Raw genomic sequence first — 16504 nt, forward strand, 5'->3', positions numbered from 1 at the left:
AAAAGGCCACATATGTGGCCTTTTTAACATAATCAATCTGTCACTTGTTCTAAGTAAAGTCTATCAACTAAGAAATCATATTCTCTTTTTCGAGGGTGGCTTTCAGGTTTTTGATAATCAGTTAATGTACCCAGTTTTACATCTGGTTCTGGGTTTATCAAAATAAAAGGTAAAGCAGCACTAACATGATATCGATTTTTAGCTGTATATCTTACATTAACTTGTGGGCTAACTCTTGTTGGTCTACGAATTCGCAATTTTTCTTTATCACCTAAACTTGCAACACGACTTTGCTCTTGTGCAACTAGCGCTTGCCAAGCGTGTTGGTCGATCATTCTTGGGTTAGAATAACTAGCCGATTTATCCAACATTGCTAAGGCCATTTTTTTTGTTAGCGTTTTAGTTGCGTGTTTGTGCATCCAAGTAAAACGAACAGAGTAGGGCGATTCAGTTTCAAAATGGATCTTACGATATGCTGCAAGGGTAATGAGATTTGGAACAGCATTGTGAACAGCTTCAAACCTCGCATCATTATTATCGATAGCTATAACACTATTTTTAAAATCAGCTTTGGCTTTATTTAATTGATTTATCCTTGCAATGAAATGTTGCTTATCGACATCTTTTAAAACTAATAAGCCTGGATGCCTTTTTAATACTCGACTACTTAATCCTGACTTTTTATAAAAATCACCAAAGGAATTTAGAATTAATTTATGAGCATCATCGCCTTCAATTTTATGTACACTAATTGAAGAAGGAACTTTCTTTTCGTCGTTTACATCGATATCTGGCAGTTGATAATATGAAGCCTTATCAAAACCCACTTCTTTTAATTCTTCACAAAACAAATGAGTCAATTCACTGACTAAATCAAACTGACTGCGTATTTCTAACTTTGTACTCATAGGAACACATCTTACTTATTGTTAGTTTTATTCTAACCTTATACCCTGTTCTTTTGTAGTTAAATTTTTGTATTTTGCTGACCTCATCCTAAAGTTGAATTAAGTATGATGTGTTCCTTGCTGTCCTTTAGTACAAGTTTTTAATTTGATCAATGTAGGACTTGAAAAGTCTATTTTAAGCATGTAAAGCTGAGGTTACAGTAAGGCCTTGTATAAGTACGATGTGTTCTTGTGTTGTGAGGCAACTAATAAGGTAACCAAAAAAGTGTAAGTGACTGGTTTTAAAGAATAAAATGCTGGAACCCTAATTGTTAATATCTAAACTATTTATCAAATAACGAAATAATCGTAAATAGCTGAATATTGTCCTTGAACTTAGTACGTGCAATAAGTTAGTTTTCGTTAACGGTCTATGTTAGGAATGAGGAAAGAACATGCAATCGTGGAACCCAGACAGCTGGAGAAAACTGCCGATACTTCAGCAGCCAGAGTACCCAGATCAAGAAGCCCTTAAATCTGTTGAAGGGCAATTAAAAAGCGCACCACCTTTGGTATTTGCCGAAGAGACGCGTAGCTTATACAAACAACTAGAAGCTGTATGTGAAGGTAGAGCCTTCTTATTACAGGGTGGTGATTGTGCAGAGTCATTTAGTGACTTTAATGCCGCAAATATCCGCGATACATTTAAAACACTTTTACAAATGGCCGTTGTTTTAACTTATGGTGGTAAATGCCCTGTAGTTAAAATTGCGCGTATGGCAGGTCAGTACGCTAAGCCTCGCTCATCAGATTACGAAACAATTGATGGTGTTTCATTACCTTCGTACCGTGGCGATATCATCAATAGTTTTGAATTCACAGAGCAAGCCCGAGTACCTGATCCACAGCGATTGATGACTGCATATCATCATAGTGCTGCAACGCTAAATTTATTACGCGCTTTCGCGCAAGGTGGTTTAGCCGATTTGCATCAAGTAAATCGCTGGAACATGGGCTTCGTTGCCGCAAATCCGCTTAAAGAGAAATACCAACAACTAGCTGACAGAATTCAAGATGCGCTTGAATTTATGGAAGTGTGTGGTATCGACTCAACCGTTGCACCGAGCTTAAAAGAAACAGACTTATTTACATCGCATGAAGCGTTATTATTGGGCTATGAAGAAGCTCTAACACGCCGTGACCACTTATCAGGTGATTGGTACGATTGTTCTGCACACTTTGTTTGGATTGGTGAACGTACACGTCAACTTGATCATGCACACATCGAATTCTTTAAAGGTATTAAAAATCCAATTGGTGTGAAAGTTGGGCCAGGTATGGACCCAGATGAGCTAATCAAACTTATCGATGCAGTTAACCCAGATAACATTCCAGGTCGCTTAACGTTAATTACGCGAATGGGTGCTGATGTACTGCCAGAGAAACTACCGGCACTAGTACGTAAAGTACAACAAGAAGGCCGTAAAGTTATTTGGAGCTCAGATCCAATGCATGGTAATACTGAGAAAGCGAGCTCAGGTTATAAAACACGTAGCTTTAATAATATTCTTCGTGAAATTAGCCAGTTCTTCGCAGTACACAAAGCTGAAGGTTCATACCCAGGTGGTGTTCACCTTGAAATGACTGGCCAGCACGTGACTGAATGTACTGGTGGTGCATATGGCTTATCTGATGAAGATTTAGCACAGCGCTACCGCACTCAGTGCGACCCACGCCTAAATGCAGATCAAGTTTTAGAACTAGGTTTCTTAGTTGCTGATTTATTAAAAGACGCACGTAAGTAACACTAAGTTATCCAAAAAAGGCTGCATATTGCAGCCTTCTTTAATGTCCGATACTAAAATAAGTTAGTACTTACGTCTTTCAAGACCAGTATCAGATATAATCTTTGCAGAAATTTCTTCTACTGAATGATGAGTCGAATTTAAAAATTGAATCTTCTGTTTTTTATAAAGCATTTCTACTTCACGCACTTCGATACGACACTGCTTTAAAGATGCATATTTTGAATTAGCCATACGACGCTGGCGAATATCGGCAAGGCGAACAGGGTCAATCGTTAAACCAAAAAGTTTATGTTTGTAAGCTTTTAAACACTCAGGCAGGGTGCCTCTTTCTAAATCATCTTCTGTCAGCGGGTAATTCGCCGCTTTGATACCATATTGTAATGCCAGGTATAAACTAGTTGGTGTTTTACCGCTTCTGCTAACACCTACTAAAATAATGTCGGCTTCAGCATAGTTTTTAATGTTAGCGCCATCATCATTGGTCAACGCATAGTTAACCGCATCAATACGAAAATCATAACTTTTCTCGTGCATCGAATGCGTTCTATGAACCTTTGGTACTGGCGCAACTTTTAACTCTTGAGAAATTTTATCACTGTATTGTGATAAAAAGTCATAACACACCGCGCAAGACGATTTAATAATTTCACTTAGCTCGTGGTTTACAAAAGTGAAGAACACGAGTGGCTGTTCTCCATCACGTTGCGCTGTTGAATTAATTAAGTTCTTAACTTCAATTGCTTTTTTTTCTGTTTCAACAAAAGGAATTGTTTTGTGATTAAACTCAACAGGAAACATAGATAAGGTCGCATGACCAAAGACTTCAGAGGTGATTGCTGTTCCATCAGAAATATAAAATGCAGTTCTCATATTTAACCTTTTTATTACCTTTATCTGCAAAATAGGGGCTTCACGGTTTACGTGAGGTCTGTTGCCAGTGTAGAATGACTACGACCTTTTTAGAAGGTTTTCTTTCTTAACTCTCACAGTTAGTACTACAATTTGTTTATGGAGAAAGATCCGTGCAAGAATACGTTCTCTGGTATCAAGAGCTTGGTATGCAAGATGTTCCTCGTGTTGGCGGTAAAAACGCTTCACTTGGTGAAATGATCTCAAACCTAGCTAACGCTGGTGTTCAAGTGCCAGGTGGTTTCGCTACAACCGCTGATGCATTCAATGAGTTTCTAGAGCAATCTGGATTAAACTCAAAAATCCACGATATTTTAGACACATTGGATGTGGATGATGTAAATACACTCGCTAAAGTCGGTGCCGAAATCCGCCAATGGATTATCGATACACCATTCCAACCTAACCTAGACCAAGCCATCCGCGACGCATATAGCCAACTACACGGCGACGCATCACAAGATGTTTCATTTGCAGTTCGCTCATCTGCTACAGCAGAAGACATGCCAGACGCTTCATTCGCAGGACAACAAGAAACGTTTTTAAACGTACGTGGTATTGATGCAGTAATGACTGCAATCAAACACGTGTTTGCCTCACTATTTAATGACCGCGCTATTTCTTACCGTGTTCACCAAGGTTATGATCATCGTGGTGTTGCATTATCAGCTGGTATCCAACGCATGGTTCGTTCAGATAAAGCAGCTTCAGGTGTTATGTTCAGTATTGATACTGAATCTGGCTTTGAAGATGTTGTATTTGTCACTTCAAGCTATGGTCTTGGTGAAATGGTTGTACAGGGTGCTGTAAACCCAGATGAATTTTATGTTCATAAACCAACTCTTGCTAACGGTAAACCAGCGGTAGTTCGCCGTAACATTGGTTCAAAAGCAATCCAAATGATTTACTCAGCGGATGAATCACATGGTAAGCAAGTTGAAATTGTTGACGTAGATTCGTCACTTTCAAACAAATTCTCAATCACAGATGCTGAAGTTCAAGAACTTGCAAAGCAAGCTGTTATTATTGAAAAGCACTACGGTCGTCCAATGGACATCGAGTGGGCAAAAGACGGCAACGACGGTAAACTTTACATCGTTCAAGCACGTCCAGAAACAGTTCGTTCAAACGAAGACGCTAACGTTATGGAGCGTTTCCAATTAAATGGTACAAGCACAGTTGTTGCTGAAGGCCGTGCAATTGGTCACAAGATTGGTTCAGGTACTGTACGCGTACTAGATTCAATTGATGAAATGGACAAAGTACAACAAGGCGACATTCTAGTTACTGACATGACTGACCCAGACTGGGAGCCAATCATGAAACGTGCCGCTGCGATTGTTACAAACCGTGGTGGACGTACTTGTCACGCGGCAATCATTGCTCGTGAATTAGGTATTCCTGCAGTTGTTGGTTGTGGTAATGCAACTGATTTAATTAAAGCAGGCCAAGATGTAACTGTATCGTGTGCCGAAGGTGACACAGGTTATATCTACGAAGGTATTTTAGATTACGAAGTACTTACTTCACGTGTTGATGAAATGCCAGAATTACCAATGAAAGTTATGATGAACGTAGGTAACCCTGATCGTGCATTCGACTTTGCTCGCTTACCTCATGCCGGTGTTGGCCTTGCGCGTGTTGAATTCGTAATCAACCGAATGATTGGTGTTCACCCTAAAGCACTTCTTAATTTTGATGCGCAATCTGACGAGCTAAAAGCTGAAATCTCAGAAATGATTGCAGGTTATGAATCACCTGTAGAATTCTATATTTCTAAGCTTGTTGAAGGTATTGCAACACTAGGTTGTGCGTTTGCACCTGAGCGTGTCATTGTTCGTATGTCTGACTTTAAGTCAAACGAATATGCAAACCTTGTTGGCGGCCAGCAATATGAGCCGGAAGAAGAAAACCCAATGATTGGTTTCCGTGGTGCAGCACGTTATATCTCTGAAGATTTCCGTGACTGTTTCGCGTTAGAGTGTGAAGCGATTAAACGTGTTCGCAACGAAATGGGTATGACTAATATTGAAATCATGATCCCATTTGTTCGTACGCTTGAAGAAGGTAAGCGCGTTATTGAATTACTTGAAGAACATGGTCTTAAACGTGGCGAAAATGGTCTGAAAGTAATCATGATGTGTGAATTACCATCAAACGCGTTACTTGCAGATGAGTTCTTAGAGTATTTCGATGGTTTCTCTATCGGTTCAAACGACTTAACTCAGTTAACATTAGGTCTTGACCGTGACTCAGGTTTAATTGCGCATCTATTTGATGAGCGTAACCCTGCAATCAAGAAACTATTATCAATGGCTATTCAAACTGCTAAAGCAAAAGGCAAATACGTAGGTATTTGTGGTCAAGGTCCTTCAGATCATGAAGACTTTGCAGCTTGGTTAGTTGAGCAGGGCATTGATTCTGTTTCTCTAAACCCAGATACAGTATTAGAAACTTGGTTATATCTTGCTAAGAAATTAGCCGACTAAGTACTTTATTTAATTAAAATAAAGATTCTGATATAAAAAATGCCAGCACTTAGCTGGCATTTTTGTAGCTCAATTAGAAATCAGCGAGCAAGTTTTTTATCTATATAAGCACATGACTTAGTCAGAGCCTTTTGGCACAAGGTTAAATAATCACGCGCTTTAGGATAGTAAAAAGATAAACAGAAAAGTCCTGCAATAAAGAAGATCAGCGACGGTCCGGGAATAATAACAAAAACTAAACCCAATAACATGCACAAGGCACCTAAACTGATTAATGCAATTTTTTTCATCTGGCTATCTCATTTGCTGCTTTAATACACAGTATAAAAGTATTGCCCCCGAAATCGATAAAAAGAGTGTTACAAACTGTAAAATCTTCAATTTATCTTAGCTATTAGCATGATATAATTTGCAAAATGCCTTAATTTATCACCGTCATGATAGCAACAATAAGCCAACAACAAGCCACCACAGAACTCGTTTCTAATTACTTAGATACAATACAAAAACAAGGTTTTAGTGGTGATACCGATGCAAGCTTTTCTACACGTTTAAGTTTATCAACCGATAACAGCGTTTACCAACAGGTACCTCAAGGTGTCATCTTTCCAAAGTCAGCAAAAGACATACAACTTGCTATGCAAATTGCTTCTCGTGATCCGTTTTTATCACTGACTTTTGGTCCACGCGGAGGTGGTACAGGTACTAATGGTCAATCGCTAACCCCAGGTATAGTTGTTGATTTATCTCGCTACATGCGTGAAATTTTAGAAATCAATGTCGAAGAAAACTGGGTGCGCGTGCAAACGGGTGTAATAAAAGACCAATTAAACGACTTTTTGCGTCCTTACGGTTTTTTCTTTGCGCCCGATTTATCAACTAGTAACCGTGCAACAATCGGTGGAATGATAAATACAGATGCATCAGGTCAAGGCTCTTTGGTTTATGGCAAAACAAGTGATCACGTTTTAGGCCTAACAACTTATCTTGTTGATGGCACTGAAATGTCAACAACCCCTATGCCTGTCGAAAAAGCAAAAGTTATTGCTGAGCAAAACACGACAGTAGGTAAGTTATATAAAACAGTTCTTGATATTGGCCTTGAGAATCGAGACGCTATTTTAGAAAAATTCCCACGTTTAAACCGTTTTCTGACCGGCTACGATTTAGAACATATTTTTTCTGATGATTTACAAACCTTTGATATGAGCCGATTAATTACTGGCTCCGAAGGTTCATTAGGTATAGTTACTGAAGCAAAACTAAATATTACGCCCATTGCTGAATTTAAAACATTAATCAATATTAAATACGATAGCTTTGATTCTGCACTTCGTCATTCACCATTTCTAGTTGCAGCAAATGCAACTTCTGTAGAAACAGTCGATAGCAAAGTACTTAACCTTGCTCGAGAAGATATCATTTGGCATTCAGTATCGGACTTAATAACCGATGTTGAAAACAAAGATATGCAAGGGCTCAACATGGTTGAGTTTAATGCGGTTTCACCAGAAGACATTAAAGATAAAGTAGACACTCTTTGTAAGCTACTCGATGAATGTGTTGAAAAACAAACTAATGGCGTGATCGGTTATCAGTTAACGAATGACAAAGCTGATATATTAAAAATTTATGCAATGCGTAAAAAGTCAGTGGGCCTTTTAGGAAATGTAAAAGGCAGTCAAAAACCGTTAGCTTTTGCTGAAGATACTGCAGTACCACCAGAAAACTTAGCCGATTTTATAGTCGAGTTTCGTGAACTTCTCGATAACCACAACCTTCAATATGGTATGTTTGGCCATGTTGATGCCGGTGTATTACACGTACGACCTGCTTTAGATATGTGTGATCCAGAGCAAGAAAAATTACTTCGTCATATTTCAGATGAAGTCGTTAAATTGACTGCCAAATATGGCGGCTTGATGTGGGGAGAGCATGGCAAAGGTTATCGAAGTGAATATGGCCCTGAGTTTTTCGGCGAGCATTTATTTACACAACTTCGAAAAATCAAAGCGGCATTTGATCCAAATAACAGAGTAAACCCAGGTAAAATCTGTACGCCAATTGAAAGTAAAGACTCACTCGTTTCTGTTGACGATCAAAAGCGTGCCTGGTTCGACAAAGAAATTTCTATCGATGTTAAAACAGAATTTAATAACGCGATGACCTGTAATGGTAATGGTCTGTGTTTTAACTACGATGAAAAATCACCAATGTGTCCATCTTATAAAGTAACAGGTGACCGCCGTTATTCCCCTAAAGGTCGCGCAAGTTTAATGCGCGAATGGTTGCGACTTCAAGAGTCTGAAAATATTGATTTACTCAATGTTGAAAAAGAATTAGTTAATGGTGAAGTGATCACTTGGTGGGAACGCTATCAACATAGTCGCGATAAGAAAAAAGGTGTTTATGATTTCTCTCACGAAGTGAAAGAATCAATGGATGAATGTTTAGCTTGTAAAGCATGTACTACTGCATGCCCAATAAAAGTTGATGTACCAACATTCCGTTCACGCTTTTTAAATTTCTACCACAGTTATTATGCGCGCCCAGCAAAAGATTACTTAGTTGCAGGTATTGAGCAAACTGCGCCGGTTATGGCAAAATTTGCTAAAGTGGTAAATCCAATAGTAAATACAAAACTTGTTTCAGGATTAATTAAAAATACCATTGGTTATGTTGATACGCCAAGTTTAAGCGTACCGCAACTTTCTAAACGTATTTCAAAAGATCAGCAATTTAATTTTGAATTACTTAATTCGCTTTCAAAAGAACAACAAGCAGAATATGTACTGATAGTACAAGATCCATTCACGAGTTTTTACGAAGCCGAATTAGTCGAAAGCTTTATTAAAGTCATTAAAGCGTTAGGCAAAAAACCTATGCTATTACCATTTAAACCTAATGGTAAAGCACAGCATGTAAAAGGGTTTTTAAATGAATTTAAAACAACAGCAAAAAATGCAGCTGAGTTTTTAAATTCACTCAGTGAAATCAATGCTCCTTTACTTGGGCTCGATGCATCTTTGGTTATGTGTTACCGAGATGAATATGTGTCAATTTTAAAAGAGAACCGTGGAGATTTTAAAGTTGAGCTTGCGCATGAATGGCTTCAAACGCAAAACTTTAAACAAGTTACTCTTGCCACTACAACGAGTTCGCCATTTAAATTGTTGAGTCATTGTACTGAAACAACAGCAATGCCGAATGCATCTAAAGTTTGGCAAACCATTTTTGCTGATCTAAATTTACAGCTTGAAACTACCAGTACGGGTTGTTGTGGTATGGCAGGAACGTACGGCCATGAAAAACAAAACCAAGAAAATTCACGGGCTCTTTATGAAATGAGTTGGCAACCAATTATTTCAAGTAATGAGCCTGAAACTATTTTAGCAACTGGCTTTTCTTGTCGTAGCCAAGTGAAGCGCTATGAAAAATTTAAACCAAAGCATCCACTGCAATTAATTGCAGAGCTACTTTAAGTTGTAAAAATAAAAAAGGCGCTCAACGCGCCTTTTTTATTGGTAACTTTTTGCTATGGGCTTGGTACTCATGCCATGAATGAACACACTAAATAAAATGGTTGTTAATGTTACTGTGGCAATTTGTTCTTTGTTTTCAATTGCTGTATCCATCACCATTAAAGTGAAAACGATAGACGCCAAACCTCGAGGACCAAACCACGCAAAAGTAAATTTGTCTTTGAAATTTAGATTAGTAAACATAAGTGAAAGGAGTACCGGCACAATTCTAAAAATCGTCACACTTAATAATGCATAAAAAACAATTGGCCAAGTGATATCATTCACAATTAAGTGACCACATACAAAACCGAATAAACACCAAATTAGTAGCGCAACAAATTCAGCGATATGCTCAGAGTCTTTAACTAGTGTTGAACGAATTGTTTTAGGTGCTAAGTAATCAAATAAAAGCCCCGAAACAAAAACAGCAATAAAGCCACTGCCATGAAAATTTTGTGTTAAAGAGAAAATAGCCATGACTAAGCCAATCAATAAAAATGGACTGCTATTATTTGCAAAGTAATGACGTGCTAATGCTATTTTTAAAAGTGGAATAAACACGGCCATCGACACGCCTGCAACAATAAGTGCTACACCTAACTCTCTTGCAAAAACAAGTAAAGTATCAATTGTCGTTACAGCACTTTCTGGGTTTTTAGCTAATAAAAGTAAAATTAAAAAGATGGGTACGCAAAGGCCATCGTTCAAACCACTTTCCGTATTTATTCCTTCGCGAACTTTCTCTGGAACCGATGTGCATTCTAAAATTCCTTTGCTAAGCGCGGCATCAGTCGGCGTTAAGATTACCGCAATCAAAGCAGATTGAAAAAGTGATAACTCCGAAAAGAAAAACAACCCGCCAGCTATACCTAACAGTAATGTCATCGGCAAAGCAACAAAAAGTAACAGGCTAGGGTACTGATAACTATGTTTTAATACGGGAAGTTTTGATTTGGCGGCATCGGTAAATAAAAAAATACTTAAGGTTAATTCAACCAAAGGTAAAATGTCACTGAGTCCGGCTTCGCCTAACTTAAACTCACTCGGCAAAAAGTAAGACATTGCAATTCCGACCAACACAAAAAACATTGGCCCGGTAATTTCTGTTCGCTCTAATTGCCGAATCGTCAGTGAATAAAATAATAAAGCTAAGCCAACTGATGCCAGTATTGTATATTCCATTACACTTTCCTTTTTATTCCGGACTTTGCACGTTCTTTTATATTTGTTTGAATATAGATTTGATCTGTCGTAGCAATTTTTGCATGACCTAAATCTTCAGATAAATGTTTAAGAGGTCTTGTTTGGGCATCGTGTGTTGCACCGGTATGTCTTAACCAGTGAGCAGTGGCCGCTTCAAGTTGTTCCGCATCATCTTTAAAGCCGTCATCTAAAAGAGATTGTTTTGCTAAATCAAAACTTTGCTGAACCAAACGACGAATTTGACGAACAGTCATTCCACCTTTACCACGAATTTTATGAACTAACGGCTCAGCTTCATCAACGCGGGGCAGGGCAGGTAAACCACGGTAAAGCCTATAACGTTTTAGATATGATATAAAATCTTCACTTAAGGTAACATCACGTAATTTATTGCCTTTACCCATAATTCTTAGAAACCAAAAACCATCATTATCTTGCCAAAAATGTGACATAACGGGTGACCACTGAGGGCGCTCGGATAACTCAGATATTCGTAAGTACAATCCTTTTAAGCAAGCAAGTGTGAATAAATTTCTCTCTAAATCAGGTTGTTGTTCACATAAATCACGAGTAACACCAAAAACATATTCCCATTGAATATCACTAAGTGTATCGGGAATTTTAATTTGCGATTGCACAACTAAGTAAGGGCTATTCTTTTTAACAACCGGTACAAAGTTAGCAAAGGTTTTTTCTTCTAAAATTGCGAACTTATAAAAAACATTTAAAGCTGTAAACATAGCTGCGAGTGTTTGTTGGCTAGCAATATTTTCTTTATTTATGAAAGGGCGCCAATTTGTATTTAGTCGTCTTATGCCTTGTTCATCTTTATAACGCCATTGCACTGAACTTGATAACCAGGCTGAATCTGGTTCAACCATAAAATCAACATAGGCTTCAATATCTTCACGTTTTAGATCAAATACCGATTTTTCAGCAACCAACCACGACCATAAACAAAAACGCTCAAGCTCATTTCGAAAACGATTAAATGTGGCTTCTGATTTTCGGCCATACACATATAAAAACTGATAAACAAAAGCTAAGTCATTTTTTGATTCAGCAACAGTCAATCCAACTTGATGTATAAAGTGTTCAAGTTCTGGATATTCTGTTGCAAGAGTATCATCTTCAAGATGAGCAATTTGGTAACGCAGTTGTTTTAGTGTATCGACGAGAGCAACGAGCATAATGATGTAATATCTTGTAAAATAGCTAGTTATAAGATTACCATAAAGTCCGATACTGTCTAGTATTGGACTTAATATATCTATAGTATTTGCAACATTAACTAGATTGCCATACTAATATTCAAGGAATATGTATGAAAAAGTTTATCGCTATTAGTTTAGTTTTAATCACTACAATTTTAACCGGTTGTGCTACAACAGGAAGTGCATCTCCCGATGAAAAACGTGCTTTAGTACAAAGCATGAAAAACAATACATTAAGTGAGCTTTACGCTCAAAAACCTGATGTTAAACAACAAATTGCTAACTCTGCTGGTTATGCGGTTTTTGATAATGCCAATGTAAATGTTGTTTTAGCCAGTTTTGGCGGTGGTTATGGTGTAGTAAAAAATAACTTAACCGGTAAATCAACTTACATGAATATGGGTGAAGCAGGTTTAGGCTTAGGTTTAGGTGTTAAAGACTTTAATGTTGTGATGGTTTTTCATAATCAAGCAGCAGTAAATCGCTTTATTGAACATGGTTGGGCATTCGGTGGAAATGCAGATGCAGCAGCAAAATATGAAGATAAAGGTGGTGCTTTAGTTGCCGAAGCAATTGCCGACCAAGTAACTGTTTATTCCTTAACCGAAAATGGCCTTGCGTTACAAGCGGTACTTAAAGGCACTAAGTTTTGGGTAGATTCTGAGCTAAATTAAGCTATTTTAAACCCTTCTAAAAGTGGGCTAGTTAGTAACCTAACTCCCACTTTTCATTAGCTTAAGCAATTTAACATAACGTAATTTATGGGTAGTAATATATAATTTGTTTCTAGTAGTTAATTTACTTGTTTATATCTATTTTACAATTTTTTATGAGTTCTCATTTATCGCTCTTTCAATTAATAAGTTCTTTGAACAAATAGCTAGTTATTTTTTATAGTTCTCAAGAGATTAGTTTGTTATGCGTAATTATTTTTAATGTATTACTCTAACAGTTTAGATGTTAAAGCTTTTATATTTTTAGCATTTAAACCTATCTCGTATATCTACTCTTGCTTTGCTTGCACAATGCCCATTCAAAATAAACGACCTAATTTTGATAACTTTATATCTTTTCATTTGATGTTCCACATCAGAAGTAGTTCGGGTTTTTTTAAGTTATCTCTTCTTACACCTCCTAGGAAAATTCAGATTTCTTGGATAAACCATTAATTAAACTTAACTTTTCATTTTCATCTTAGTAGCATATCCATACTTTAATACTAGAAGAGTTGCTCTTTTAACATTTTATGCATTTTCTTCAAACTTTATAACTATAATTATTAGCAGGTCCTATGAGAAAGTTTATTTTGCTGACAATTTTTTTGTATTTGGGATGGGAATATTACGTTACAAATAATGGTGGTACATCTATTACTGAGGTAGTCAATAGCCGTGTTATAGCACCTTTAAAAGCACGCTTTAATAAGAGACAACAAAAACGCTTCTCTACTAATGAAAGTTATTTCGAATGTGATGGCAGACAATACTGTAAGCAAATGACATCCATTGAAGAAGCCTATTTTTTCAATAGGCATTGTCCAAATACTGATTTAGATAGTGATTATGATGGTGAGTTATGTGAAGGTGATCCTAGGTTTTAATTTCTATAGTTTAACTTTAATTCTAAATTCTATTTAGAATTAAAGTTTTCCTCCGCATTTACGAAAAAATATGAATTTTCTTAATTCCATATCAATTACTTAGGTGTAACTTGATATAGGACAAAACTTATTTAAATAAGACTTTCCTTGTTTATTTCACAATAATAATATCGGTAATAAACAATACTTTACTATTATAATTATTCTAAAAAAGTGACCAGCACTGTGAATAGCCAACTAATAAATAGCAATGAAGTTAAATTTCCTGAATCATCTATCCTCTTATCAACTACAGATTTAAATAGCAATATTACTTATGCCAATGATGAATTTTGTAAAATAGCCGGGTATTCCCTCGACGAAATGGTGCATAAACCTCACAATCTCGTTCGTCATTCTGATATGCCAAAGCTTGCTTTTGCTGATTTATGGCACCATCTTAAAAATGGTCAATCTTGGATGGGACCTGTTAAAAATCGATGTAAAAATGGTGATTACTACTGGGTGAATGCCTTTGTAACACCTATTAAAGATAAAACTGGTAATATCATTGAATTCCAATCAGTCAGAACCAAACAGAGTGATGAAGTTGTACAAAGAGCAACTGCTGAATATGCAAAAATAAACAACAACCAAAAGTCTCATGCTACAGCAGTAAAGTATGATGCCACTCTTTACATAAGTGCCCTGTTGCTAATTAGCTTTTTAGGCTCGCTGGCTGCCCTATTCAGTGCTGGATTTAATATTTTTAATTGTGTACTTGTACTATTTTTAGCATCAGCTAATGGGCTTATGTATTTTTGGCGCCAAAAATATTTAGCACTTATTAGTAAAGCAAAACAAGTATACGATAACCCCTTAATGGCTTACCTGTATTCTGGTACCAATGATCAATCTGGCTTTGCATATCTTGCACTTGAGATGCAAAAAGCAAAACTAAAAGCAGTTGTTGGCCGTGTGAATGATGTTAGTGTGGGTGTTAATTACAATGCCCAACATTGTGCTGAGTCTGGCCATAATGTTACGGAGCTTTTAAATAAACAAACTGACGAAGTTTCGCAAATTGTTGTAGCAACAGAACAAATGACCGCTTCTATTGATGAACTTTCGTCTAGCACGATGAAATCAAGCCAAACTGCTGAGTTAACGAATCAAGCAACAGAAGACGGTTCACTTGCTGTTAGACAAACTATAAATTCAATTAGTGAACTTGACGAAAAACTCAATGCCGCAAGCAATTATGTAGAAAACTTAATCCAAGGAAATCAAGATATTGTGGCAATTCTTTCTGAGATTAATGCCATCGCAGATCAAACTAATTTACTTGCTTTAAATGCGGCAATTGAAGCAGCCCGCGCAGGTGAGCATGGCAGAGGGTTTGCGGTAGTTGCAGGAGAAGTACGAGCTCTAGCGTCTAGAACTCAGCAATCAACAGAAGAAATTAGCAATGTATTAAATCAACTTACCCACGCTTCGAAACAAGCACAAATTGCCATGAATGACGGACTAGATTTGTCGGCCAAAAGTGTTAAGCTTGCCCATCAAAGTGGCGATAGTTTAGACCATATTAAAGCGCAATCAATCAAGCTAAGTGAGCTTAATAGTGTTGTAGCCCAAGCGATAAAAGAACAGCTAACGGCAAGTCAATCGATCGCAAGAAATATAACAGCAGCTCAAGATTTTGCTCATGACTGTAAAGAGCTTGGCCAAACTTCGCAGCAACTTTGTGAAGCATTACTCAGTAAAGTGACAGAACAAACATCCTTGATTAGCCAGTTTAAGTAGTTAAAGCAAAACCACGATTATTTGATAAGGTTTATTTTCGGTGTGTGCTTATTAGTACATACCGTATCAAATGCCTCTGCTAGCCGTTCGGTTTCTTTGAATACTTGTTGCCAATATTTGATTCGTATATCAGCATCAAGTTCTGTAAAATCTTTACGATCGGGAATTTTTCCATAAGGTAATGAAGCGACAAATTCCGCTGATGGGGTGATCATCACTACGTTATCATAGTTACTCGGGGTAATACCGCGCTTTAGGCTCTTATCAAACCAACCTGCCTTTGGGCTATTATTAAAATGCGGATATAATATTAGCCCGTCATTATGAATACTTAAGTCAAAGTGATAATCGATAATACCGCCATCACGATACATACCTGGTGGTGTTCCTGTTATATTTTTAATGCCTTGCATTACTAATGGAATAGAGCCTGAAGCAAGCAAAGCATCCGCTAAATTATCTTCGCTTAGCTCAATAGTATGGGTATTGAAAGTATTATTATCGGAAAAAGATAACTGACTATCCGCAGGCTGAAATACATAACGTTCATATTGCTTACTTAACAAACGTCTATTCATTCGATTGACTAAGTAGCTTTTAGATAACCCCATTAACTGCATCACTTTGTTTTCTGATGCTGTAAAGCCATTCGATTTTGCAACTATAAAGTGGGCTTTAAAAATCGGGTTGTTAATGATTTCGTGAATACCATTTTCAGCAAATACAGTGGTTAATAACTCTCGTGCTTTTGTTGTTATTTCTTCTGGTTTTGCTTTATTCGATGAATAGCGTGTTTCAGAGTAAGACTTTGCTAATCGAGATATTGCAGCAACAGGGTCATTTTGTGCAAAACAAGCAGATCTAAATGCACCGGCACTTGACCCTAATAAGTTTAAAGGTGTGGTACGGTCTTTAAAAAATTCACCAAATAGATATTTATCCAAACCAAATAATGTAAACCACTTGGGCCCGCCGCTTGCTCCTAAAAAGGTATTAAACAAATCGGCAGACAGACCTTGCTCTTGAATTACTTTTGCAGCACTAGGCCCTGCATAAATATCTATCATGGTTACTTTTCTCGTTAT

12 protein-coding genes are annotated in these 16504 nt (G+C 37.2%); 6 read left to right on the plus strand and 6 right to left on the minus strand.

The features are described 5' to 3' along the window. Positions 1–32: 32 nt before the first annotated feature. A complete protein-coding gene (locus JIG37_RS16085) occupies positions 33–908 on the minus strand; it encodes a DNA replication terminus site-binding protein (RefSeq protein ID WP_054553335.1) in 876 nt (291 codons plus the stop codon). 434 nt (positions 909–1342) lie between these two features. Here JIG37_RS16085 and JIG37_RS16090 point away from each other — a divergent pair, with 434 nt between their 5' ends. Further along, positions 1343–2692, plus strand: a complete 1350-nt coding sequence (locus tag JIG37_RS16090; RefSeq protein WP_199529817.1) for a 3-deoxy-7-phosphoheptulonate synthase class II — start codon at positions 1343–1345, stop codon at positions 2690–2692. Between the two features lie 63 nt (positions 2693–2755). On the opposite strand, the gene JIG37_RS16095 is transcribed toward JIG37_RS16090, so the two are convergent. After that, positions 2756–3565: a pyruvate, water dikinase regulatory protein gene (locus JIG37_RS16095; protein WP_054553333.1), complete on the minus strand. Its 810-nt coding sequence runs from the start codon at positions 3563–3565 to the stop codon at positions 2756–2758. Between the two features lie 152 nt (positions 3566–3717). On the opposite strand from JIG37_RS16095, the gene ppsA reads away from it, so the two are divergent. After that, on the plus strand, positions 3718–6093 hold the full coding sequence (gene ppsA / locus JIG37_RS16100; protein WP_199529818.1) for a phosphoenolpyruvate synthase: 2376 nt from the start codon (positions 3718–3720) through the stop codon (positions 6091–6093). Between the two features lie 80 nt (positions 6094–6173). On the opposite strand, the gene JIG37_RS16105 is transcribed toward ppsA, so the two are convergent. Next, positions 6174–6383: a PGPGW domain-containing protein gene (locus tag JIG37_RS16105; RefSeq protein WP_054553331.1), complete on the minus strand. Its 210-nt coding sequence runs from the start codon at positions 6381–6383 to the stop codon at positions 6174–6176. A 147-nt stretch (positions 6384–6530) separates the two neighbouring features. On the opposite strand from JIG37_RS16105, the gene JIG37_RS16110 reads away from it, so the two are divergent. Then, positions 6531–9575: an FAD-binding and (Fe-S)-binding domain-containing protein gene (locus tag JIG37_RS16110; protein ID WP_199529819.1), complete on the plus strand. Its 3045-nt coding sequence runs from the start codon at positions 6531–6533 to the stop codon at positions 9573–9575. A 36-nt stretch (positions 9576–9611) separates the two neighbouring features. Here JIG37_RS16110 and JIG37_RS16115 read toward each other — a convergent pair whose 3' ends face one another. Together JIG37_RS16115 and JIG37_RS16120 are read right to left on the minus strand one after the other, a co-directional pair. Next, a complete protein-coding gene (locus JIG37_RS16115) occupies positions 9612–10799 on the minus strand; it encodes a cation:proton antiporter (protein ID WP_199529820.1) in 1188 nt (395 codons plus the stop codon). Continuing rightward, the gene (locus JIG37_RS16120) at positions 10799–12010 is read right to left on the minus strand and encodes a tyrosine-type recombinase/integrase (protein WP_194441132.1); all 1212 of its coding nucleotides are present in this window, start codon (positions 12008–12010) and stop codon (positions 10799–10801) included. The genes JIG37_RS16115 and JIG37_RS16120 overlap by 1 nt, the downstream gene beginning before the upstream one ends. Before the next feature lie 134 nt (positions 12011–12144). Between JIG37_RS16120 and JIG37_RS16125 the strand changes: the two genes are divergently transcribed. The 3 genes from JIG37_RS16125 to JIG37_RS22935 all read left to right on the plus strand — a co-directional run bounded on the left by JIG37_RS16125 (position 12145) and on the right by JIG37_RS22935 (position 15419). Further along, the gene (locus JIG37_RS16125; RefSeq protein ID WP_054553327.1) at positions 12145–12708 is read left to right on the plus strand and encodes a YSC84-related protein; all 564 of its coding nucleotides are present in this window, start codon (positions 12145–12147) and stop codon (positions 12706–12708) included. Between the two features lie 617 nt (positions 12709–13325). Beyond that, positions 13326–13634: an excalibur calcium-binding domain-containing protein gene (locus JIG37_RS22930; protein ID WP_054552227.1), complete on the plus strand. Its 309-nt coding sequence runs from the start codon at positions 13326–13328 to the stop codon at positions 13632–13634. 225 nt (positions 13635–13859) lie between these two features. Beyond that, positions 13860–15419: a PAS domain-containing methyl-accepting chemotaxis protein gene (locus tag JIG37_RS22935; protein ID WP_138599779.1), complete on the plus strand. Its 1560-nt coding sequence runs from the start codon at positions 13860–13862 to the stop codon at positions 15417–15419. Positions 15420–15436: 17 nt separating this feature from the next. Here JIG37_RS22935 and JIG37_RS16140 read toward each other — a convergent pair whose 3' ends face one another. Further along, positions 15437–16486: a patatin-like phospholipase family protein gene (locus JIG37_RS16140; RefSeq protein ID WP_138599780.1), complete on the minus strand. Its 1050-nt coding sequence runs from the start codon at positions 16484–16486 to the stop codon at positions 15437–15439. Between the last annotated feature and the right edge of the window lie 18 nt (positions 16487–16504).

The sequence above is a fragment of the Pseudoalteromonas sp. bablab_jr010 genome, assembly GCF_016464105.1.
Taxonomy (GTDB): Bacteria; Pseudomonadota; Gammaproteobacteria; order Enterobacterales; family Alteromonadaceae; genus Pseudoalteromonas; species Pseudoalteromonas simplex.